Genomic DNA, 22,083 nt, shown 5'->3' on the forward strand with positions numbered 1-22,083 from the left:
CAAGGAATGACATCAATGACTCAACGCTACAAACCCAACACCACGGTTGCCTGTGTGATATACAGCCAAGGCAAGTTTTTACTGGTCGAAGAAGTCATTAATGGTCAGATGAAATTTAATCAACCCGCAGGACATTTAGAGGCAAACGAGTCACTTATAGATGCCTGTTCTCGGGAAGTTTTAGAAGAAACAGGGCTGAACATTGAACCGCAAGCCATTGTGGGGATTTATCAATTTAGTGCCAATGATGAACTCGCGTTTGTACGTTACACCTTTTGCATTACCCTTGACCAACCGATTGAAACCACGCCACTCGATAGCGCCATTACCCGTACCCATTGGCTATCTCGCGAACAAATAAGTGAGTTAGGCGACCAATTACGCAGCCCGCTCGTACTCAAAAGTATTGATGACTACATACAACAAGCAGGATTATTAGACCAATCGCCGCCAGCGACCAGAGACTTGACGCAAAAAACAAATGCAAAACCTTGTCCGCACCATTTACCATTATCCTTGCTTAATGCGGATTATTTGCACACCCGTTAGCTCAGTTTTAGCCCTATATTGACAGTGCTTCAAGATAGCCCAGCGCTAGAATGCGTGGTAGAATATGCGCCGCACAAATGCAATGTTTACACGATAAGATAAAGATTACTTTATTTTTGACCTTGTTTAGCGGCTTTCAAGCTCAGTCAATTTCAATCATTACCTTGAAACCGTTAACAGACACCACCATATACATACTCTCTTTATTCAATGGTTTTTAGGATTTATGACATCAATCAACCCAACTTCTCATGGTAAAAAAGTCATTGTCGGCATGTCCGGCGGTGTGGACTCTTCAGTTTCGGCCTATTTGCTTATCCAGCAAGGCTACGAGGTTGAAGGTCTATTTATGAAGAACTGGGAAGAAGACGATACCGACGAATATTGCGCTGCTGCAGATGATTTAAAAGATGCACAAGCTGTGTGTGACAAGCTTGGTATTAAAATGCATACCGTCAACTTTGCCGCTGAATACTGGGACAACGTGTTCGAGTACTTTTTAGCTGAATACAAAGCAGGCCGTACGCCTAACCCTGACATCATGTGCAACAAAGAAATCAAATTCAAAGCTTTTTTAGAATTTGCAGACGAGATTTTAGACGCAGACTACATCGCCATGGGCCATTATGTTCGTCGTCGTGACAATAGCGATGGCAGTGTTGAAATGCTCCGCGGCGTTGATGGCAATAAAGATCAAAGTTACTTTTTATACACCTTAAGCCATGAACAAGTAGCGCGCAGTTTATTTCCTGTAGGCGAGCTTGAAAAACATGAAGTGCGTGAGATTGCCAAAAAAATGGGTTTAATCACTCACGATAAAAAAGACAGCACCGGCATTTGTTTTATTGGCGAGCGTAAATTCACTGACTTTCTTGCCACTTATTTACCAGCGCAGCCCGGCGACATTGAAACAGCTGAAGGCGAAGTCATTGGTACTCATCAAGGGTTGATGTATCACACCCTTGGCCAACGTAAAGGCTTAGGGATTGGCGGCTTAAAAAACAGCAGCGAAGATCCGTGGTACGTGGTCGAAAAAGATTTAATTCGTAATGTGTTAGTCGTTGCACAAGGCGCTAATCACCCTCGCCTTATGTCACATGGCATGACCGTTAACCAACTACACTGGGTTGACCGTAAAGGCCCAGCCAACAACAGCAACATCACAGTAAAAACCCGCTACCGCCAACGCGATGTGGCCTGTACGATAGTTTATACCGATCAAGACAATATTACCGTAACATTCGATGAACCTGTTGCCGCCGTTACGCCAGGCCAGTCAGCGGTATTTTATGATGGTGAAATTTGTTTAGGCGGCGGTATTATCGATACGCTGATCCGAGGGTAAATCGTGAGCCATAATCAAGACAGTATTTTATTTGAACGCACAATGGCCTTTGCAGGTATTTTACAGGCCATTGGTCAAGTGCAATATTTAGCGCGCCACGGTGAAAGTGATAAAGAAACACTAGCGGCAACATTACATACCATCTTAGTCACCGAGCCAGAAGCCACTGCCGATGTCTATCAAGATAAAAGTATCTTGGATAAAGGCTATCAGTTAATACAAAATCAACTGGGCGATGGCAGCAATAAAGATGTCGAAACCACGCGTTATTTAGTCGGTATACTTGCGTTAGAGCGTAAACTCGCACGCTCGCCAAATGGCTTAGGCATGCTTGCTGAGCGAATAAATCAAATTCATCGCCAATTAACTCATTTTGCCATTACCGATGAGCAAGTTATTGCCAACTTTGCCAGCATATATAGCGACATCATCAGCGAACTTGGGCCTAAACTGCAAATATCAGGAAATCCTGACTGTTTAAAACAACCCATAGTACAACATAAAATACGTGCCCTACTGCTCGCCGCCATGCGCAGTGCAGTATTATGGCGCCAATTAGGCGGTAAACGTCGCCATTTAGTGTTTGCCAGAAAAGCGATATTTGATATCGCCAAAAAAAGCCAAAATAATAATTAATCGATTCACCCTACAACAAAGTTCATCAAGGAGCTTCAAATGGATCTTTCCGCACTAACTGCTATCTCTCCGGTAGACGGTCGTTATGGTAGTAAAACCGCCTCATTAAGAGGGATTTTCAGCGAGTTCGGTCTTACTAAGTACCGTGTTCAAGTTGAAATCAACTGGTTAAAGCTATTATCTAGCTGCCCAGAGATTGAAGAAGTTCCCCCATTTAGCGAAACCGCACTCGCGTTACTAGACAGCATTAAAGATAACTTTAGCGAGCAAGATGCACTTCGCGTTAAAACCATCGAAAGCACCACCAACCACGATGTAAAAGCGGTTGAATACTTCATTAAAGAAAAAATTGCTGACAATGCCGAGCTTGTCGCCATTGACGAATTTGTACACTTTGCCTGTACCTCAGAAGACATCAACAACTTATCGCACGGCTTAATGTTAAAAGAAGCACGCGAGCAAGTGTTAGCACCTCATTGCCAACAAATTATTGATGCCATTAAAAAACTCGCCCATGACAACAAAAGCGTGCCTTTAATGTCACGCACCCATGGTCAGCCTGCATCACCGTCTACACTCGGCAAAGAAATGGCTAACGTTGCGGTACGTTTAGAGCGCCAATTAAAGCAAATCAATGCTGTTGAAATTATGGGTAAAATTAACGGTGCTGTGGGTAACTATAACGCCCACATCTCTGCCTACCCAGAAGTAAACTGGCATGAGCTGTCACAGCGTTTTGTCACCAGTCTTGGCATTAACTGGAACGCCTACACCACCCAAATTGAGCCGCATGATTACATTGCCGAACTATTTGATGCCATTGCGCGTTTTAACACCATCCTTATCGATTTTGATCGTGATATTTGGGGTTACATTGCATTAGGTCACTTTAAACAGCGCACCATTGCCGGCGAAATTGGTTCATCAACCATGCCGCATAAAGTTAACCCAATTGACTTTGAAAACTCTGAAGGTAACCTAGGTATTGCAAATGCATTAATGCAGCATTTAGCGGCTAAATTACCGGTTTCAAGATGGCAACGCGACTTAACTGACTCAACCGTGTTGCGTAACCTTGGTGTTGGTATGGCGCACTCGCTTATTGCCTACCAAGCAACGTTAAAAGGCATTAGCAAATTAGAAGTCAATGAAGCACAACTGCTTGCTGAGCTAGATAAAAACTGGGAAGTATTAGCAGAGCCTGTACAAACCGTGATGCGTCGCTATGGCATTGAAAAGCCATATGAAAAATTGAAAGAACTCACCCGCGGTAAGCGTATCGATGCACAGCAACTTGCTGTATTTATCGATGGCCTAGAATTACCTGCAGAGGTGAAAGTTGAACTGAAAAAAATGACCCCAGCAAATTACATCGGCCGTGCAGAAGCCTTTGTCGACGAGCTAAAATAATTTTTCTCAATTAACATAACATTAGCGGTCGCATCTGTGACCGCTTTTTTATTGGATTTACCACTCTTTATCTGAGGTCAATGATGTACACATTAAATATTGATACCCAAGCCTTTATTAAACAGCATTGGCAACAGAAACCACTTGTGATCAAACAGGCGTTTGTTGATTTTGAAGACCCCATTGCCGCAGACGAACTTGCCGGCCTCGCCTGTGAAGAAGAAATATCTTCACGCGTAGTGGTCACAAAAGGTGATGATTGGGATGTTATTCAAGGCCCATTTGAAGACTACGACCAATTTGGTGAAGACAACTGGCAATTGCTAGTTCAGGCCGTTAACCATTGGTATCCTGCATCTCAACCCTTAGTTGAAGCATTTCGCTTTTTGCCCGACTGGCGCTTTGATGACTTAATGGTGTCGTTTGCCACACCAGGCGGCGGCGTAGGGCCACACATCGACAACTACGATGTGTTTATTATTCAAGGTGAAGGCGAGCGTCGCTGGAAAGTCGGTGACAAAGGCCAACATAAACGCCGTGGCGGTAATGAAAACTCGCCATTAGTGGACGATTTTGAACCGATAATTGATGTGGTTTTACAAAAAGGCGATGTGCTATATATTCCGCCCGGATACCCGCATTGCGGCGAAACCATGACCTTAGCCATGTCTTATTCCATTGGTTTTAGAGCGCCGAGCCAACAAGAACTGTTAACTCAACTTGCTGACAGCCTGATCGACAATAATCAAGGCCACAAGCGCTTTATTTCTTCAGATGAGCCAGCAACTCCAGGCGTGATCAGCCAAACGCATCAACAAGGCATTATGGATTTATTAGTACAACTTGCTCAAGATCCTCAAGCCTATCAAACCATGCTAGGCAAATTATTGAGTCAAAATCGTTTTGAACTCGATATATGCGAAGGCGAAGAGCCATTAAGCAGCGATGACTTAATAGATGCCATAGAACAAGGTGCAATTATTCAGCGCATTGGGGGGTTAAAGGTATTACGTCTTGAGCAAGACAGCCAAGCGCGGTTATTTATTAATGGCGAAGAGTACCTATTAGCAGACACTAGCGAAGCCGAATTAATGTTTTTAGCCAATAACGCTAGCATTATGCCTGAGCAAGCTGGCGAGCTAGTTGAAAATACAGCGTTACTTGAACTATTAACCCAGCTGATTAATCAAGGCTTTTACTACCTAGCCGAAGACGAATGCTAAAGCTTGGATAAAGTAAAAGGCACCTAAAATGAGGTGCCTTTTTATATGTTTGGAATATTAACCCCAAAGTTTTTCATCTTGATGCATTCTGTGCAGGCTTTCAGCACGAGAAACCAATAGTTGAGCAAATTTTCGTTGTGTCTCATCACGTGTGGCGCCAGATTGATGGAGATTTTCAGCTTTGAGCTGCCACATCAATGAAAAATGACGAATAGCATCACGCGCAGTTGCCGCCACTTTAACGTCTACATAATCTGATGGTAAATCACCTGACATCACCCAAAAAGTTTGTTTTTTAGGTTGTTTAGATTCCATTTTCCAAATGGCTAAATAAGGCGCAAGATAGCGACTTTCACTGGCTAGCACATTACTTGAGATCACACCTTTTTCAGCTAAAAAGCGATTGGCTTTTTGAAACTGAGTACGCACCCACTCTTGTCTCAGCGCTTCTTGATCTACTTTAGGTTCGGTTACTGGCTCTGAAACTTCTTCAGTCATAATACTTCCTATCTTATTGTTATTTTTCAGGTTAGAACAAGAATTAACCTAAAATTCAATCTCAAAAACAATGATGAAACATAAGTTACTTTACGTTTACGTAAAGTGGCAAGCTAAATTGCCACATTAATCACAAAAATAACCAAATCATGCTTTGTTGAGAGTATCGCTAAATGCTATCGTGCTGCAATAAATATAACAAGCAGTCGTTTGTACCTTATGTACTCAAACGCTCAGTAAATCACTTTACTTTTACAAACAGCAAGCGGAGATTTCACGTGGCAGTATTTAATCATGTTTCGTTCGATGAACACGAACAAGTGGTATTTTGTCATGATAAGCAAAGTGGATTAAAAGCCATTATTGCCGTTCACAACACAAACCTTGGTCCAGCCGTTGGCGGTTGCCGTATGTGGAACTATCAATCAGACGATGAAGCCTTAACTGACGTGTTACGTCTATCGCGCGGCATGACATACAAAAATGCACTTGCAGGCTTAACGATGGGTGGCGGTAAAGCCGTGATCATCGCCGATCCAAAAACAACCGACCGCGAAGCCTTGTTTTTAGCCTTTGGACGTTTTGTAAATAGTTTAGGGGGTAAATACTATTCAGCAGAAGACGTTGGGGTATCAACATCCGACATCATGATAGCCAGCCGCGAAACAGAATTTGTTGCCGGCATGGAAGGTAAATCAGGCGACCCATCACCATTAACGGCATTAGGCACTTATTTAGGCATTAAAGCAGCGGTTAAACATCAACGCGGTATTGATAGCCTTAAAGGCATTAAAGTCTCAGTACAGGGTGTCGGACACGTTGGATATTACCTGTGTAAACATCTGCATGAAGAAGGTGCAGAACTCATTGTCACCGACATTCATCAAGCATCACTTGATCGCGTTGCAAGCGAGTTTGGCGCAACTGTAGTCGCCCCACAAGACATCTACACCCAAGATGTCGATGTATATGCCCCTTGCGCATTAGGCGCCACATTAAACGACAGCACATTACCATTACTAAAGGCCACTATTGTTGCTGGCTGCGCAAACAACCAGTTAGCTGAAGTACGCCACGGCGAAAAACTTAAGCAAATGGGGATTTTGTATGCACCAGATTATGTAATTAACGCCGGCGGGATTATTAATGTGTCATTTGAGAAAAACTATGACGCTGCCGCCTCTAAAGCAAAAGTTGAGCAAATCTATCATACCTTGTTAACCATCTTTAGCCGTGCAGATGCAGAAAATCGCACCACAGGTTCGGTCGCAGACGAAATGGCCAAAGCCATTATTGATGCGGCAAGATAAACAAGATTAATTAAGGCAAGGGAAATACCAAGGTATTTCCCTTTTTTATTGCCCAAAATAACTCAACTCTCACAACGCTAAAGCACTTAAGCTAAGCGCAACGTTAAGATCAAGCTTAATCAAGCTGCAATAAATCGTTCACTTAATCGTCAAATAACTGCCCTACTCTTAATTAACACTGACTCAATCTGTGTATTAGGGTAAATGACAGATGATTTCACAGAGTAAAAAACGTAATCAGCAACGCCAGCCTTTATCACATTTAACCCACAAAACGAAAATTCAACATTTTCATGCAATGTGGTTATCAGATGTTCACCTTGGCAGTATCGACTGTAAGGCTGAATTTTTACTCCACTTTTTAAATCATAGCCAATGTGACTATTTATACCTTGTTGGCGACATTGTTGATGTATGGGCACTTAAAAAAAGAGTCTACTGGCCAGACAGTCACGACAAGGTCATTAAAAAGATACTTGAGCTGGCAGCCAGCGGTACGCAAGTGATTTACATACCAGGTAATCATGATGAAGCATTTAAAGCCTATGCTGACAGTCACTTTCGAGGCGTAACATTAGCTAAACAGCACATACATGAATCGATTAATGGCAAACGCTTTTTGATGCTTCATGGCGATCAGTTTGACTCACAAGTGTGTGTTAGCCGTGTTTACGCTAAATTGGGCGATCATTTATACGACGTATTATTGTGGTTAAACCGCCAGCTTCATTCAGTAAGAAGCAGCCTGGGTTATCCTTATTGGTCATTAGCCAGTTACATCAAACTTAGGGTCAACAAAGCCCAGCAAGCCATTAATCAATACCGAGATGCCGTTTTACGTTACGCGGCTAAAAAGCAGGTCGACATGGTCATTTGCGGCCATATCCACCAGCCCGAATTGTCGCAGCACACCCTTAACCAACATCATCTTATCTATGCCAATGATGGCGACTGGGTTGAAAACTGCACCCTTATTGCAGAAACCCACGATGGTAACGTTCAACTGCTCAAATGGAACGAACAAACCCTGCAAGCAGAAACGGTGACCAGTATTGAGCTAAGTCATTTGCATGAAACCCCAATCGCACCTCAAAAACAGCACGTTGCATAAAAAGGATAAGGTCATGATATTTACTGTTGATAATGTGGTGGAGAAAAACCTACCAAATGTGCACAGCAAACCCTGGTTAGCCACGCCAACCAAGGCGATGTTGCGTTATTTACTCCACGAAAAACAATGTAATGACATAGCCAATGAACACGCACATTTATCGGGAGTGGACTTTGTTGAGCAAATTCTTGCCTGTTTAAACTTTACTTACAGCGTACCTAATAACGAAGTTGAAAATATCCCCCATGAAGGACGTGTTGTGATTTATGCCAATCACCCCATTGGCTCACTTGATGCGTTAGCGTTAATCAAACTCATTAGCCAGGTTCGCCCAGACATTAAAGTGGTGGCCAATGAATTGCTTATGGCCATTAAACCACTGCACTCAATTTTACTGCCGGTGCGAAATATGACCGGTGGTACGCCAAAGCAGCATTTAGACGAAATACACCACCACCTTAAAAATGAAGGTGCAGTGCTTATCTTCCCATCAGGTGAAGTGTCTCGCTTACGCCCAACAGGCGTAACAGATCTGCATTGGCACTCTGGTTTTTTAAAAATGGCACGCGCCTGCAATGCCCCGCTACTTCCAATATATGTCGATGCAAAAAATTCAGCCACATTCTATGGCGCATCAATGATATATAAACCTCTCGCAACCTTGCTGTTAGTCAAAGAAATGTTCAAGCAAGTAGATCAGGTGATGCCGGTGCGGATCGGGCAATTAATTGCAAAAGAAGTGGTTAACAATCAAGATTTCCCGTTAAAAACCAAAGTCAAATTGCTTAAAAACCATTTATATCGGATCGGAAAAAACCGCAGCCCATTATTTACCACTCAAAATGCCATTGCTCACCCAGAAAAGCGCAGCGAATTACAGCATGCATTATCTCAATGCGAATTACTCGGGCAAACCCAAGACAACAAACAAATCTACCTGTACAAGCATCAACACAGTAGCGCCATCATGCGCGAAATTGGCCGTTTACGTGAAATCGCTTTTCGTGCTGTAGGTGAAGGAACGGGCAAACGTAGAGATACCGACAAATACGATAATCACTACTTACACTTAGTACTATGGGATAAAGATGATTTAGAAATCGTTGGAGCCTATCGCTTTGCCAGTGCAAAAGAGTTACATGAAAAGGTGGGCGAAAACGCACTTTATAGTCAATCATTGTTTGATTACAAAGAGAGCTTCACACCTTATTTCGACCAGGGATTAGAACTTGGCCGTAGCTTTGTACAACCCAAATATTGGGGCCGCAGAAGCCTAGAATACCTTTGGCAAGGTATCGGTGCATTTTTAGTAAAACACCCTCAATATCGCTATTTATTTGGCCCGGTATCATTAAGTGACAGCATGCCGTTGCAGGCAAAAGAAATGCTCGTGTTTTTCTATCAACATCACTTTGCCACCGACGAAGTGCTAGCCAGTTCATTTAACGCTTATCAATTTACGCCACAAAGAATCGAGCAATTACAGCAGATGTTTAGCGGTAGCGACTACGCAGAAAACTTTAAAATACTTAAACGGACGTTAGCAAATATGGCAGTTTCAGTCCCCACGTTATTTAAACAATATGGTGAGCTGTGCGACAATCAGGGTGTTAAATTTTTAGACTTTGGTATTGATCCAGAATTTGGCGATTGTATAGATGGCTTAGTCTTGGTGGATATTCACCAACTCAAACCCATTAAATATCAAAAATACCTGGCAGGTCATTTGCCCGCAGGGCAAATAGCCTCTTAAGTTGCCCATTAATTTACCGATTACGATGTTGTTGTAGAGCGTTAAATGATTGTTACGCTATTATTTATCTGATATAAAAAGATAAATGAGCGGGAGTCACCTATGACAACATCGACAGATCCATTAGCACAAGCAACAGATCAAGCAGCGCAATCAACTTCTCGTCATATTTGTGTCGCAGATATTATGATAACCCGTGTTGTGACCATTGATATGGATGACAGGTTGTCATTGGCTAAAGAGATTTTCGATAATGTTAGTTTCCATCATTTGTTGGTTCTTGACGAAGATGACAAGCTGAGTGGGATTTTATCTCACCGTGATTTTTTACGCGCGCTTAGTCCTAACCTCGGGACTGCGGCTGAGTTAATAAGAGATACCGAAACCCTTCAAAAACGTGTCCATCAAGTGATGAGTCATCATCCTATTACCATTGCGCCTCATTGCACTATTAATCAAGCAAGCAAACTGATTTTAGACCACGACATTGGCTGTCTTCCGGTCTTAGAAAACAATCGCATTGTGGGTATTATTACCTGGAAAGATCTACTTAAGGCATATTGCAGCACGTAATTTTACCAAATCATATTGCCCAACAGCACATACAAATTACACAATCTAACTCACACTGCAACTTGACTGTGCAATCACATTCACCTGTCTAATCACAGTTAATTTGCAACTAAAATTTTAAAAATAAATATTCCTTTAACCAGCAATAACATAAGTGAAATTATTAAATTGTTCATATTTGTGTGCTGGAAAATGTCACATTGCTCTGCTTTTATTAGTGTATTAAGGATATCGAACCACGTAAAACCTTAACATCGCAAAGTTTGTATCGGTAATTTAGGCAGTTATCATATGGAAGGATAAACATTATGATTAAATTTTCTTACCTACTCAATCAAGACAATATTGAGTTACAAGCAAGCAATTGGTGTGGCCTAGAACGGGTGTATATTAATGGCAAGGAAGTCTCACGCAAATTTAATTTTGGCTTACAAAGTATGCATGATGTGCTACTCGACAACGGTAAAAAATGCCGTTTTCAACTCATCACCGATCCGCAAACCTCATTAGTGTCTTGCCGTATATACAAGCAAAATCAACTGGTGACCATTTTAAAACAAGGTAAACAACAGCTACAAAAAAGCCAGTTCATCATCGAATCTGGCTTTGTGGTTGTGTGTGTGGGTATGTTGAGTATGTATTTATTAAGTTAATCAATACTCAATGTGGCTTATCAGCCTAAGGTAAAGTCTAAACGCACTGTAGAAGTGCCCTTTGCCGGTTTTCCATCGACAAATTTAGGCGCATAACGCCACTGGCTTAGCGCCTCAATTGATTCTTTTTCAAACAAGCTACCGCCTTTTGACTCAAGCACCTGTGGCGATTGAACAAAACCTTGCTCATCAACGGTAAATTGTAATTTTACCCAACCACTTTTACCACGAGATACATAAGACATGGGGTAATCCGGTGGGGTTCTAAATAAGGGCGTTTGCTCTTGTTGTTCACTCCATGGCGTCATTTTACCAATAGCAACACAATGCTCAGTAGCTTTGTCTCTCTGGCCTCGCTTTTGATAAATATCAACCAATAATGCATGAGCACGCAGCTCATGCGGATGACTATAAGGCAATGCTTGATATTGTTTTATCACCTCAACTAACGCATCGATTGCTTTTGTGTGCTTGCCCATTGCTTCATTTAACGCCCCATAAAGGTATGTTGCATTAACACGCTTTATTGCATTTTCTGGTAACTTGCTGACATAAATTTCGTAAGCATCAACAGCGAAATTTCTCACAGTTCGTGTATAAAACTCAGTACCCGTTAAGCGGTAAAATGCCAAGGTTTTCACTTCAGCTACGGTGAGTTCATGATCCGACTTTTGGGCAATCTCAATCGCCTCAAACAACACTTTATTGGCATAGGCATCGTCAGCTGTGGTTTGTGCGACACCAATCAAAGGATCAATGATGTCAATGTCATTTTCGGTAAGCTGTTGACGATAAACACCTAATGCAAATTCAAATAATTGCTGAGCTTTTTCCACCTGATTGTCTTGAACCACTCTGCCACTATTTTTTTGCTTCGATTGCTCAACAATGGCGTTAGCCCAGTTTATGGCTAACTTAGCGCTGTCAAGGCTATCGACGCCAAATTTTACCGCGCCAAGTTCATAAGCTTGCCTGGCATAGGTGATAATGTCTGTTTGGTTATTGGCTTTAACAGCCTGGTTGTACTCTTGGTATGCGTGTGAGAATCCCGCCGGATCGGTATCTGTTGGTACAGCATTAGCCATCTGACTGACAAAAATACTCACCACCGATAAATGTAAAAATGTATGCATGGGTATCAATTCCTTTTTGTGTTTTCCCTATACTCAAATCACTTAATAGATAATCAGATCGCTCTACATCAATGCCGTTTTATGACTGAGATCTCGTTACCAAAAATTATTGTAATCAATTTGTTGCCAAATATCTAACCTACGTCAAACTGAAGTAAAGGTGCTTTAAACAGCAATATTTGTATTCCTTAATAACGGTTTAACAAGGAGATTCAATGTCAGCCATTGCTAAATTGATGCAAGCCATGTTAGCCAGTTTCAAAGATCTTATTCCTATTATTCTCGTTGTTAGTTTTTTTGAAATATTTGTCCTTCATCAAGCGCCTGCAGAGCTGGGTTCTATCCTTGTTGGTTTAGTCTTTATTGTTTTGGGATTAACATTTTTTGTGTTTGGTTTAGAAATGGGGTTATTCCCCATAGGTGAATCATTAGCAGAAGCACTCGCACGTAAAGGCAGTGTTTTTTGGTTAGTGATTTTCTCATTCTCATTGGGATTTGGCACCACATTAGCAGAACCAGCACTAACAGCTGTGGCTAACGAAGCGGCACAAGTTGCCGCTAATGCTAGGGCGATTGAGGCCAATGAGCAGGCCATGAGCACTTACGCGATGGGACTGCGAATTACAGTGGCCATTTCGGTGGGTCTGGCCATTTTGCTTGGGGTTGTGCGTATTCTTAAAGGTTGGCCGATTCATTACTTAATTATTGGTGGCTACATAATAGTGATGATCCTCACCAGCTTTGCCCCGGCCAATATTATTGGTATTGCCTACGACTCAGGTGGCGTCACCACATCAACCATTACAGTGCCCTTAGTGACTGCATTAGGTGTGGGGCTTGCCAGTGTGATTAAAGGCAGAAACCCGATGTTAGATGGTTTTGGATTGATAGCTTTTGCCAGCCTCAGCCCAATGATATTTGTATTAATCTACGGCATGGTATTTTTAAATTAATAACGCGTTACCACGCAACTAGGAGTGCGTTTGTTTCAAGAATTGCTCACGACACTTTTACTTACAGCCCGCGATGTCATCCCCATTGCGGTGATTTTGTTTGGCTTTCAGCTTGGGGTACTTAAACGCCCAGTAAACCAGTGGCGCAAAGTGCTGCTTGGATTTGTGTATGTGATTATAGGATTAACCTTTTTCTTAGTCGGTTTACAGCTCGCACTCTTCCCCATTGGCGAAAGCATGGCAAACCAATTAACCACCAGCGAGTTTTTACACCCAAATGGCAGCAAGGCACCTTTTATTTGGCAAGATTATTTTTGGGTATATGTGTTTGCCGCTGCTATTGGCTTTAGCACCACCATTGCCGAGCCGTCGCTCATAGCAGTAGCCATTAAAGCCAATCAAGTGTCTGCAGGCACCATTGGTATTCAAGGATTGCGTATTTCGGTCGCGATTGGAGTGGCCATTGGGATTACCTTAGGCTGTTTTCGTATTGTGGTTGGCGATCCCATTCATTACTACATTATGGCCGGTTACGTGATTGTTGTTATTCAAACCTTTTATGCACCTAAAATGATTGTACCTTTGGCATATGACTCAGGCGGCGTAACCACTTCAACCGTCACCGTGCCACTGGTTGCTGCATTAGGTCTTGGGCTTGCCACCAATGTTGAAGGCCGAAATCCACTCATTGATGGTTTTGGTTTAATCGCCTTTGCCAGCTTATTTCCGATGATCACCGTAATGGGTTATGCCCAAATCGTTGATTATTTATCTAAACGTAAAGCGATTAAGGAGTAACCTATGCGCTTTAAACTGATCGTCGCTTTTGTCGACGAAGACTGCACAGACAACGTGCTCGACGCTGCACGCCTTGCTGGTGCCACTGGTGCCACGGTTATTAATCATGCACGAGGTGAAGGCTTAGAAAAAAAGAAAACCTTTATGGGCCTTACGTTAGATGTGCAGCGAGATGTCATTTTATGGTTAGTTGAAGAACATATGTGTCGACATATTTTAGAGACCATCTCAACAGTTGGTGAGTTTGACACTAACTCAGGTAAAGGTATTGCTATTCAAATTGATGTTGAAGATGCCGTAGGTGTGGCTCATCAGGTAGAAAAATTAAGTAAAGACATTGAGGATCAAATATGAGTAGTAGAACCCCTACCCGTAATCGCGATGTGATGAATAACCGCTTCGCTATGGTGGACGGCATGCACACTGTTGCGGAGGCCATCCAAGTGGCCATAACTAAAAATGTCAGTATTTTGGTCGTTGATAAACGCAATGAGCATGACGAATACGGTATGGTATTAATGAGTGACATCGCCCGTAAGGTTCTGGCAAAAGACAAATCACCAGAGCGAACTAACATTTATGAAATTATGATAAAACCGGTGTTTTCGGTACCTGCAGATATGGATGTGCGCTATACCGCAAGGCTCTTTGAACGCTTTAACATTAACAAAGCTCCGGTTGTAGAAAGCGGAAGTATTCTTGGGTTTGTCACCTATGACGATATAGTCTTAAAGGGATGATCAACACGACCTCTTCATAATGCAAATGCTAAATTCCCAATTAATGTAAAAATGGCTGTTTCATGGTTTACGGTTGGTTGAGAATTTCCGCCAGCCAAGATAACGGACAAAGGTTTTAACACTATGCATTGGATTTTTTAACCAATGCCCGTTTTTAATCTGTAACCTGTAAAACGCTTTAAACACTATATAAAACATTAAGTGATTACAGCTAAACTGCGTCCTGCTGAGCCATATCTTGGGGTTGTGATGTCAGTGTATCAGGGGCTGAAATATCACAAACAATATTACGTCCGCTATTTTTGGCCTGATATAACGCCTTGTCAGCCAATTTAATCAGTTCTTCTAATTTTTTCATGTGGCAATGATACTCAGCCACGCCAAAACTGGCCGTGACAGATAACACCCCACCTTCATGAAATACCGCAATGGCTGCTATTTTTTCACGAATATCGTTGGCAAATTGCATCGCTGCCAATTTAGAGGTATTGGGCAAAAATAAAATAAACTCTTCACCGCCCCATCGCGCCAGCACGTCGCTTTTTCTTGTATGTTGTTTTAATGTGTTAGCAATTGTTTTAAGAGCCAAATCTCCTACTGCATGGCCATATTGATCATTAATGGTTTTAAACCAATCGATATCTAACAGGATCATGCTAAATGGTGTTTGCTCCCTTACGCCCAACTCCCAAAGCGGTGTGGCATTAACAGTAAAAGCCCGCCGATTATACAAGCCTGTTAAGTGATCATATTGAGCAATGACTTCTGCGGTAATCCGCGCCTTATCAACCTCTTTTAAATTAAACGCTAATGCTAAAGCTAAAATCGACATTTCAATTAACATACCTATCTCAATACCATGAAATAAAAAGGTATTGTATGGAATAGCCCCCCAGGTTGTTGCCGCCGAAAAAGCCGCTCCTCCAGCCCCGAGAAAAACCGCTGGAATAAAAAATTTAACCATAACATGGCCATTTTTTAACGCTAGCAACCCAAGGCTGATAAAAATAACCACTAAACTCGAGGTCAACGCCACCCCAATATTCACCGCCAATAGTTGATCGCCATAAATGAACACACCCAACATAAGCAATATTAGCGAAGCATAAATGAGATGATTCAAGCGATATACACGAGGCAAGTAGGTTTTTAACTTCAGAAACTCAAAGCAAAATGCAATGCCAAAAAGAATGTAACAGTATAGAAAAAAGATCATAGCCCAACGTTGAACAAATAAAGCCTCCGGCCAGAACAATTTAAAACCATGGCCTGTATAAGCAACATTTAAGCTCAAAAAAGAAAGCAAATACAAAGAGTAATAAATATATCGACTGTCTTTTAAACTAACAGAAAGTACAATGTTGTACACCAGTAGCATTAAAAACGCGCCGTATAAAAAACCATAAAAGTAATTATTAATTTCTAAATTACGTTGGATCATTTTTTCTGTGGTCAAATACAGAGGGATCAATAACGGGTCTTTTGACTCAAACCTAATTAACACTTGGGTTAGGCCAGGCTTAAACTCATAAGCTTCGGATATCATCCGTGTTTGAGAGCGACGCGAACTAAAAGGAATTGTGTCACCGGTAAAGACATTTGCGACTAACTTATTTTGCCGAACAAAGTAAAAGTTAGCACTGTCTAACCAGGCTGAATCAAGATAAAAAAACTTTTTTATGGGTAAATTAGATGCATTGTTAATTAACACAGAAGTCCAAATCACATCACGAGTAAAACCAAAGCTGACTTTACCGCCATGATTTGGGACAAAATCACCTTGCCGATAACGACTCAGTGCTTCTTCAAACGACACATCGCCACTCGTAACCTGTAAAATAGCCAATTGCTGGCTAATGAATAACTCATCAGCAACATTTGTTAATTCAACAGGTTTACTTGCAACGTAAAAACTGCAAAAAAATAGTAACACCAGTAAATGTCGAATAGCGAATACCCTAGCAATTTATTTAATATTAGATTAGCCCCAGATGTTATGTTTGTCTAACCATTCAGTGTCAGTAAATACAAGCATTTCCTTGGGCCATTTTTACTGCGTTATCGACTATTTATATAGAAGTACTACACATCAAAGTCTCTGCCGAGCAGTAGCATATGTGAATAATGTTCAACAATTTGGTGCAAAAAAACCTTGAACAATCAACAGGTCCTGGCTAATTCTGCAACAATAAAATCAATAAGAGTTCGGGTTTTAAGTGGTAATTTTTTATCTTTATACAATAAATGTATCGGCATGGAATCTGGCGGGGTTAAATTATCAATGTTAATCAAGAGCCCGGCAGCAATGGCCTCTTTAACAACTATCGACGGTTGCAATATCACCCCTAGCCCATCTATTGCAGCTTGCGTTAGTACCAAACCACTGTTTGACAATAATCTAAACTGGCGTTTACCAAATATTTGCTGATGCGCTACAGACAAAGAAGCATTTGTGGAATAGCTAAAACCGAGGCATTGATGATCTTGTAAATCTTCACGAGAATAGATTATAGGGTGCGTGGCGAGATACTGCGGCGAGGCACAAAATTGCATATCGTAATCCATAATATGTCGGCCTATGAGAGCTGAGTCGTGGAGTTCTCCAATTCTTACCACCAAATCAATATTATTATTCAGCGGATCTATCAAATTATTATCTAAGCGTAATTCAACATCAATTTGTGGATACTGAAGCAAAAATCGATTCACAATAGGCGCTAATACACAATTACCAAAACTCACCGGTGCGTTGACACTTATGCTACCTCGTGGCGTACCAGCAAGTAATTGCAACGTGTTTTCAGCCGCTGCAATAGCAGCTAATATCGTTTTACACTCTTGATAATACACTCGCCCAGACTCTGTGAGCGATTGCTGTCGAGTATTGCGATTAATCAACTTTATACCAAGATATGCTTCTAACTGATTAATGTGTTTGCTAACCATAGTGCGGCTGATATTAAACTGATGTGCTGCATCGCCGTAATTACCAACCTCTGCCACATAACTAAATACCTGCATCGCCACTAACTTATCCACTCAATACCTCATGACTGCGCCCAAATGCCACACAATTATAAACCTGTGGTGTTTTCTGTAAACACCAGCAGACCATTTAGCACGACGCTTAACTGGTTTACGATGAGGTTAAAGTTAATGGGAGTGATGATGAACAATAAACTGGATCAACAAGGCGTATTTATTACTGCCGAAATACACATAAAAAATGAGGTGTCACTAGCACAAGGTATGGCCGCCATACATCAATTTTGTGCCGACATGAACAGCGAGCCGGGCTGCTCTCTTGCAATGGCGTTACAAAGCAAAACGAACCCCAAGCAATTTGTATTTTGGGAGCGTTATGATGATCAAGCGGCCTTTGACGCACACTTTGCGGCACCTCACACTCAAGCCTTTATTAAAGCTGGGCTCACCGAACTCAAACAAGCCTTTGATTATCAACGCCTAGCCACTGAGGAATAACCAATGAGTAAAATGATTAACTGGGGTATTTTAGGTACCAGCTTTATTTCTGGTGTCATGGCTGATGCGATAAAAGCCCAAGGCCAAAGCCAAATATATGCTGTTGCAGGTCGTAACACGGCAACATTAGCTGAGTTTGCAACGCAATATCAAATTCCACACCAATTCACTGATTTTGATGCGTTAATCAACTCTCCAAAAGTTGATGTTGTGTATATTGCACTGCCTAATCACCTACATCATGAATACATCATAAAAGCGGCCAATGCGGGTAAAGCAATTTTATGTGAGAAGTCCCTGTCGGTCGATATGCCATCTACCATTGCAAGCCTTGATGCAATTAAGCAAAACAAGGTGTTTTTTCTTGAAGGTTTAATGTATTTAGCCCACCCTTTCATGCAGCAGCTGAGTAAAACACTTGCAAGTGGTGTTATTGGTGAAATCAAGAGCATTCGTGGTCAGTATTGCGCTGCTATCAGCCAATTTGTCAATCCGGCCAGTCTTGGGGCGCTGTTTAATCTTGGTTGCTACCCAGCATCTCTCATGCAGTTAGTCATGCAACAACAGTTTGGCAATAACATCAGCCAGCAATATCAATTGCAAGCCACTGGCCGACGCGGGCAAGATGGCAATATTTGTGAATCTACGGCTATTGTGACTTATGCTAACGGCGTGCAGTGTCATTTACACACAGCTGAAGATTATGGCTTACACGCAGGATTTACCATTCTAGGCAGTTTAGGAAGTATTGAGTTCACCTCAAACCCCTGGTTGCCAGAAGCTCAGGGGAATCATTTTTCGGTGAGGTTATATGAGCAAGATGCAGAAGTTGTTAACGTTGCGGCCAAAGGTAATGGTTTTTACTACCAGGTAGAAGCGGTATTAGCGGCGCTAGACAGTAAGCAATACACCGTGCCAAGACCATTAGCACAATTGCAAGACTCGCACGATATCATGAACCTGTTAACCGCTTGGCATCACGCCGCGTTAGAAAGCAGCGCTGAAAACCTGACCGTTAAACGTTAGGCAATCGTTAATTCGTTGTTGCTGCACAGCGGACAGTTCAGCAACAGCGAAAAACGCATATTCACTGTGTTCATTACTTAACTGTATTTTTGCCCCCTTAGGCAACTCACAACGAAAAATAAACGCTTGTGATTGGTAAGCACGGTGAAAATACACTCCAGATAAATACTGAATATCAACATAACAACCAAGCTCTTCTAAACATTCACGTTTTAAAGCTTGATGGATTGTTTCGTTAGGATCAAGCCCGCCCCCAGGCAAACCCCAATGCTTATCGCCGTAGGTCGCTTTTAATAACAAAACTTCCCCAGCATCATTGGTAATAACCGCATGCGAGCTCAATCTAAATAAGTCATTAAATGCCATGGTGTTATACCTAAATGAGGGGGGTAGATTTAAATCAACTCTTAACACTAAAATAAATCCGAGAATAAGCTATTGATAATAATGGTTACAACATTATCACAGTCAATCACTATGCCATGCACTAAACCACAAAAAGACATCGATAATCAACGGCTTTCTAATCAGGGCAACCGCATGAGTGCTTACTTTTTGAACTCTATGTTTAACCTGCATTCAGAAGAACAAGAAACCACCCTCACTATGAAGATTTATCGAACTACGGAAGTTTATTAAACGACCTTAATTTGTTAAAAAAACGTTCGCGATCTGGCCTGGCTTTAGAATGCCCCACGTAACAAAGTGATAGCTTGCTTTAATTAAATCGAAACCCGTGGGTTTAAAGCCCTATCTTTTGCCAAAATAAAAGGCCTTAGATTTGTCGATTTGGCACTTGGTCTTAAATCTTGTGGAGGGATAGCTTGCTTGTAATAAAGAGGAACCCAGACCCTCGAATTAAACAAGTTAAATAGTCGTTTAAATTCATTGAGTTGTAGAGTCTCACGCCTTCAAATCCTGCAATTACTAACTAAAATTGACTTTATTCCTGAAGTTTAAAAAAGTCAATAATTTTGAACTGATTTCACTAGGTACAGATTTCACTGTTAAGCCCGCGACTTTATAAATATCAGGGTAGTAAAACCACTTCTAGCGGTAAATGCGCGCATAAAAAGCAACGATAAGTAAGAGTGAGAATGCTGTACAGAATAAGTGGAAAACGAAGCCACCCATTATTTGAACAAAGTGGAAAACGAAGCCACCCATTATTTGAACAAGTAACATAACTCGTTTTCATGGCTTTGGCGAGGGTTACGCTCGATGTACTCAACTCATCAATTTCAATCGATATAACTAAAATATCATTGTTAAATAAGTGATTTATGGTCATCAAAGAAATTCGGCACAGCAGAAAAATTTGATAGTTATCAAGTGCCAGGTGAATTGTAATTTAAGTGGGATGATGACTTAAGCGCACAGCCAGCGCTGACAATTTGCAGCGCCTTGACGCCGTTTTCGGTCTAAATGCTCACAATATTCGGTTAATGCGGGTAATGCTCCGACAGCACCTTTAAATAATGCACCAAATTCAGTGGTGATTTTAAGCCAATTATCTGCGGGGATGTTAAGTCTATTCAGTATGTCCTGGCTGCTTGAGCTAATGGCGCCATGCTTATCTTCTCGAATGATACGACCGGTATCTTCAACCAGTACAATGTAATCTTTAACGCTGAACATAAGCCCGTTAGGCATGTTTAAGCGCTCATTACCCACAAACGGTAATAACTCAGGTGGTTGCTCGCCTTTCATCGCTGAATTTATTCGACGTTGAATACTGGTGTAATCTGAGGTTTCAGGGGTTGCAGCCATTTTGGCTCTGACTGGGTTTAAATCCACATAAGCCATACAGGCTAAAACTGCGGCTTCGTCAAGCAGAGCTTGAGACTTAAAGCGTCCTTCCCAAAAGCGACCTGTGCACTTATCTTCTTTGTTGGCCATTCTGGCAATGGGCTCACTAAGTGAGCGCATAAACCAACTGATATCAATTAAGCGCTTACGGTATTCGGTAATGCATTCATTAACCGTTTGAAGTTCAAACTGGTTAAGGTCTTCTTCTTTTAGGTACTTGTGTGTGAGTAACGTGCCCTTAAAGCCTTTGTGCCATTGAATGAGCACTTCTTCATCTGACCACTTTTTTGCTTTATCAGCATCAACTTTTATAACCACATGTAAATGATTGCTCATCACGGCATAGGCACAGATATCAATGGCAAAGATAGTCGCTAACTCAAGAATGCGGGAATCAACCCACTCCCGCCGATGCTCAAAGTTCTCACCAGTAGATTTATCGATTCCACATAAGAATGCCTTGCGCACTACACGAGAACAGCAGTGGTAGTAAGGTGTATCTTCCAGGCTAACGATAGTTTGTCTTGGTCTGGCCATCTTTAATTACCGTTTGGAAAGGGTAAATAAAGCCTAGTTCAGTGTTGAATATTTAGCCAGTTAGAAATCGCCGTAAAGCCCTAACTTAATTGAGTTTTAATACATTTAAGTCAGGCCTCCGGCACAGATCCGTACGTGCGCTACTAACGCATACGGCTCCTACATCGAGTCAAAGATGAAAGCGTTGATTCGGATACGGGTGTCTTACTCTGGTGTGTGGGCTGAACTGGTTTATCCATCTCTGCATCTTGTACCAGTTGAAATTTCTTCCTTTCTGGCTTCGACGTCTCAAGGCTTTTAACCAAGCTCGACCTACGCAAGTTCGCAATAATTGAATACTCGTTTGATTGCCTGGAATTGCAAAATAGTTGTAGTAGCCCGTTAATACTTTTCTGACCCAAGACCCCATTTCATACAAAGGCTTGTGTCTGTGCTGCATTAACGCCTCACTGATCTGCTTAATTTTACTCTTTAGCTTCTTCTTTATCGATTCTCGCATCAACTTGAAATTACCGTTGTCCCTGCGGATCGCACAAATATGAG

At 41.7% G+C, this 22,083-nt stretch carries 23 protein-coding genes; 16 read left to right on the forward strand and 7 right to left on the reverse strand.

The genetic code is table 11. The annotated features are described in order from the left end of the window. Positions 1-15 precede the first annotated feature (15 nt). From IEW93_RS03715 to IEW93_RS03735, 5 genes are all read left to right on the forward strand, one after another. Positions 16-549 (forward strand): NUDIX hydrolase, encoded by a 534-nt coding sequence (locus tag IEW93_RS03715; RefSeq protein WP_188737038.1) that lies wholly within the window; start codon positions 16-18, stop codon positions 547-549. Positions 550-775: 226 nt separating this feature from the next. Further along, the gene (mnmA, locus tag IEW93_RS03720; RefSeq protein WP_188737040.1) at positions 776-1,894 is read left to right on the forward strand and encodes a tRNA 2-thiouridine(34) synthase MnmA; all 1,119 of its coding nucleotides are present in this window, start codon (positions 776-778) and stop codon (positions 1,892-1,894) included. Positions 1,895-1,918: 24 nt separating this feature from the next. Continuing rightward, a complete protein-coding gene (gene hflD / locus IEW93_RS03725) occupies positions 1,919-2,530 on the forward strand; it encodes a high frequency lysogenization protein HflD (RefSeq protein WP_373284868.1) in 612 nt (203 codons plus the stop codon). A gap of 39 nt (positions 2,531-2,569) precedes the next feature. Next, positions 2,570-3,940 carry an adenylosuccinate lyase gene (purB, locus tag IEW93_RS03730; RefSeq protein WP_188737042.1) on the forward strand — a complete coding sequence of 457 codons (1,371 nt, stop codon included), beginning with the start codon at positions 2,570-2,572 and terminating at the stop codon, positions 3,938-3,940. Positions 3,941-4,023: 83 nt separating this feature from the next. After that, the gene (locus tag IEW93_RS03735) at positions 4,024-5,163 is read left to right on the forward strand and encodes a ribosomal protein uL16 3-hydroxylase (RefSeq protein WP_188737092.1); all 1,140 of its coding nucleotides are present in this window, start codon (positions 4,024-4,026) and stop codon (positions 5,161-5,163) included. 57 nt (positions 5,164-5,220) lie between these two features. Here the strand turns inward: IEW93_RS03735 and IEW93_RS03740 are convergent, their stop codons facing one another. Further along, positions 5,221-5,661 carry a DUF4826 family protein gene (locus tag IEW93_RS03740; RefSeq protein WP_188737044.1) on the reverse strand — a complete coding sequence of 147 codons (441 nt, stop codon included), beginning with the start codon at positions 5,659-5,661 and terminating at the stop codon, positions 5,221-5,223. A 278-nt stretch (positions 5,662-5,939) separates the two neighbouring features. Here IEW93_RS03740 and IEW93_RS03745 point away from each other — a divergent pair, with 278 nt between their 5' ends. From IEW93_RS03745 to IEW93_RS03765, 5 genes are all read left to right on the forward strand, one after another. Then, complete coding sequence (locus IEW93_RS03745; protein ID WP_188737046.1) at positions 5,940-6,971, forward strand: Glu/Leu/Phe/Val dehydrogenase dimerization domain-containing protein; 1,032 nt, start codon at positions 5,940-5,942, stop codon at positions 6,969-6,971. A 211-nt stretch (positions 6,972-7,182) separates the two neighbouring features. Next, positions 7,183-8,082: a UDP-2,3-diacylglucosamine diphosphatase gene (locus IEW93_RS03750; RefSeq protein WP_188737049.1), complete on the forward strand. Its 900-nt coding sequence runs from the start codon at positions 7,183-7,185 to the stop codon at positions 8,080-8,082. A 13-nt stretch (positions 8,083-8,095) separates the two neighbouring features. Beyond that, positions 8,096-9,835 (forward strand): bifunctional ornithine lipid synthase OlsF, encoded by a 1,740-nt coding sequence (olsF, locus tag IEW93_RS03755; protein WP_188737051.1) that lies wholly within the window; start codon positions 8,096-8,098, stop codon positions 9,833-9,835. 186 nt (positions 9,836-10,021) lie between these two features. Beyond that, a complete protein-coding gene (locus IEW93_RS03760; protein ID WP_223420074.1) occupies positions 10,022-10,408 on the forward strand; it encodes a CBS domain-containing protein in 387 nt (128 codons plus the stop codon). A gap of 308 nt (positions 10,409-10,716) precedes the next feature. Continuing rightward, positions 10,717-11,061, forward strand: a complete 345-nt coding sequence (locus IEW93_RS03765) for a hypothetical protein (protein ID WP_188737057.1) — start codon at positions 10,717-10,719, stop codon at positions 11,059-11,061. 20 nt (positions 11,062-11,081) lie between these two features. Here IEW93_RS03765 and IEW93_RS03770 read toward each other — a convergent pair whose 3' ends face one another. Then, positions 11,082-12,194, reverse strand: a complete 1,113-nt coding sequence (locus IEW93_RS03770) for a TonB family protein (RefSeq protein WP_188737060.1) — start codon at positions 12,192-12,194, stop codon at positions 11,082-11,084. 215 nt (positions 12,195-12,409) lie between these two features. On the opposite strand from IEW93_RS03770, the gene IEW93_RS03775 reads away from it, so the two are divergent. The 4 genes from IEW93_RS03775 to IEW93_RS03790 are packed head-to-tail and all read left to right on the forward strand — an operon-like array spanning position 12,410 to position 14,685. Further along, a complete protein-coding gene (locus IEW93_RS03775) occupies positions 12,410-13,147 on the forward strand; it encodes a DUF1538 domain-containing protein (protein WP_188737062.1) in 738 nt (245 codons plus the stop codon). A 30-nt stretch (positions 13,148-13,177) separates the two neighbouring features. Then, entirely contained in the window at positions 13,178-13,945 is a 768-nt protein-coding gene (locus tag IEW93_RS03780) for a DUF1538 domain-containing protein (RefSeq protein WP_283104356.1), read from the forward strand. A gap of 3 nt (positions 13,946-13,948) precedes the next feature. Then, on the forward strand, positions 13,949-14,299 hold the full coding sequence (locus IEW93_RS03785) for a P-II family nitrogen regulator (protein WP_188737067.1): 351 nt from the start codon (positions 13,949-13,951) through the stop codon (positions 14,297-14,299). Further along, complete coding sequence (locus tag IEW93_RS03790) at positions 14,296-14,685, forward strand: CBS domain-containing protein (protein ID WP_188737069.1); 390 nt, start codon at positions 14,296-14,298, stop codon at positions 14,683-14,685. The genes IEW93_RS03785 and IEW93_RS03790 overlap by 4 nt, the downstream gene beginning before the upstream one ends. Positions 14,686-14,896: 211 nt before the next feature. Here the strand turns inward: IEW93_RS03790 and IEW93_RS03795 are convergent, their stop codons facing one another. Both IEW93_RS03795 and IEW93_RS03800 read right to left on the reverse strand, forming a co-directional pair. Beyond that, positions 14,897-16,618: a diguanylate cyclase gene (locus IEW93_RS03795; protein WP_188737071.1), complete on the reverse strand. Its 1,722-nt coding sequence runs from the start codon at positions 16,616-16,618 to the stop codon at positions 14,897-14,899. 227 nt (positions 16,619-16,845) lie between these two features. Beyond that, positions 16,846-17,724 (reverse strand): LysR substrate-binding domain-containing protein, encoded by an 879-nt coding sequence (locus tag IEW93_RS03800; protein WP_188737073.1) that lies wholly within the window; start codon positions 17,722-17,724, stop codon positions 16,846-16,848. A 126-nt stretch (positions 17,725-17,850) separates the two neighbouring features. Here IEW93_RS03800 and IEW93_RS03805 point away from each other — a divergent pair, with 126 nt between their 5' ends. Together IEW93_RS03805 and IEW93_RS03810 are read left to right on the forward strand one after the other, a co-directional pair. Next, complete coding sequence (locus IEW93_RS03805) at positions 17,851-18,168, forward strand: putative quinol monooxygenase (protein WP_223417479.1); 318 nt, start codon at positions 17,851-17,853, stop codon at positions 18,166-18,168. A gap of 3 nt (positions 18,169-18,171) precedes the next feature. Beyond that, complete coding sequence (locus IEW93_RS03810; RefSeq protein ID WP_229706590.1) at positions 18,172-19,194, forward strand: Gfo/Idh/MocA family protein; 1,023 nt, start codon at positions 18,172-18,174, stop codon at positions 19,192-19,194. Here the strand turns inward: IEW93_RS03810 and IEW93_RS03815 are convergent. The 3 genes from IEW93_RS03815 to IEW93_RS21980 all read right to left on the reverse strand — a co-directional run. Continuing rightward, complete coding sequence (locus IEW93_RS03815) at positions 19,156-19,560, reverse strand: NUDIX hydrolase (RefSeq protein WP_188737075.1); 405 nt, start codon at positions 19,558-19,560, stop codon at positions 19,156-19,158. The two genes, IEW93_RS03810 and IEW93_RS03815, sit on opposite strands and share 39 nt — an antisense overlap. A gap of 1,002 nt (positions 19,561-20,562) precedes the next feature. Continuing rightward, positions 20,563-21,540, reverse strand: coding sequence for a transposase (locus tag IEW93_RS03820; protein ID WP_188737077.1), 978 nt, complete (start codon positions 21,538-21,540; stop codon positions 20,563-20,565). Positions 21,541-21,709: 169 nt separating this feature from the next. Continuing rightward, positions 21,710-22,083: hypothetical protein (locus IEW93_RS21980; RefSeq protein WP_444544628.1), on the reverse strand; the 374-nt coding region annotated here is incomplete at its 5' end.

The organism is Shewanella inventionis, assembly GCF_014641855.1.
Lineage (GTDB): Bacteria > Pseudomonadota > Gammaproteobacteria > Enterobacterales > Shewanellaceae > Shewanella > Shewanella inventionis.

Bases quoted from the DNA above. Each gene is read 5' to 3' on its own strand.
- IEW93_RS03750 (WP_188737049.1), top strand. From the start codon at position 7,183: ATGATTTCACAGAGTAAAAAACGTAATCAGCAACGCCAGCCTTTATCA.
- IEW93_RS03820 (WP_188737077.1), bottom strand. From the start codon at position 21,540: ATGGCCAGACCAAGACAAACTATCGTTAGCCTGGAAGATACACCTTAC.
- IEW93_RS03785 (WP_188737067.1), top strand. From the start codon at position 13,949: ATGCGCTTTAAACTGATCGTCGCTTTTGTCGACGAAGACTGCACAGAC.
- IEW93_RS03805 (WP_223417479.1), top strand. From the start codon at position 17,851: ATGATGAACAATAAACTGGATCAACAAGGCGTATTTATTACTGCCGAA.
- IEW93_RS03810 (WP_229706590.1), top strand. From the start codon at position 18,172: ATGAGTAAAATGATTAACTGGGGTATTTTAGGTACCAGCTTTATTTCT.
- IEW93_RS03765 (WP_188737057.1), top strand. From the start codon at position 10,717: ATGATTAAATTTTCTTACCTACTCAATCAAGACAATATTGAGTTACAA.
- IEW93_RS03790 (WP_188737069.1), top strand. From the start codon at position 14,296: ATGAGTAGTAGAACCCCTACCCGTAATCGCGATGTGATGAATAACCGC.
- IEW93_RS03735 (WP_188737092.1), top strand. From the start codon at position 4,024: ATGTACACATTAAATATTGATACCCAAGCCTTTATTAAACAGCATTGG.
- purB (WP_188737042.1), top strand. From the start codon at position 2,570: ATGGATCTTTCCGCACTAACTGCTATCTCTCCGGTAGACGGTCGTTAT.
- IEW93_RS03770 (WP_188737060.1), bottom strand. From the start codon at position 12,194: ATGCATACATTTTTACATTTATCGGTGGTGAGTATTTTTGTCAGTCAG.
- olsF (WP_188737051.1), top strand. From the start codon at position 8,096: ATGATATTTACTGTTGATAATGTGGTGGAGAAAAACCTACCAAATGTG.
- IEW93_RS03815 (WP_188737075.1), bottom strand. From the start codon at position 19,560: ATGGCATTTAATGACTTATTTAGATTGAGCTCGCATGCGGTTATTACC.
- IEW93_RS03760 (WP_223420074.1), top strand. From the start codon at position 10,022: ATGATAACCCGTGTTGTGACCATTGATATGGATGACAGGTTGTCATTG.
- IEW93_RS03740 (WP_188737044.1), bottom strand. From the start codon at position 5,661: ATGACTGAAGAAGTTTCAGAGCCAGTAACCGAACCTAAAGTAGATCAA.
- mnmA (WP_188737040.1), top strand. From the start codon at position 776: ATGACATCAATCAACCCAACTTCTCATGGTAAAAAAGTCATTGTCGGC.
- IEW93_RS03775 (WP_188737062.1), top strand. From the start codon at position 12,410: ATGTCAGCCATTGCTAAATTGATGCAAGCCATGTTAGCCAGTTTCAAA.
- IEW93_RS03715 (WP_188737038.1), top strand. From the start codon at position 16: ATGACTCAACGCTACAAACCCAACACCACGGTTGCCTGTGTGATATAC.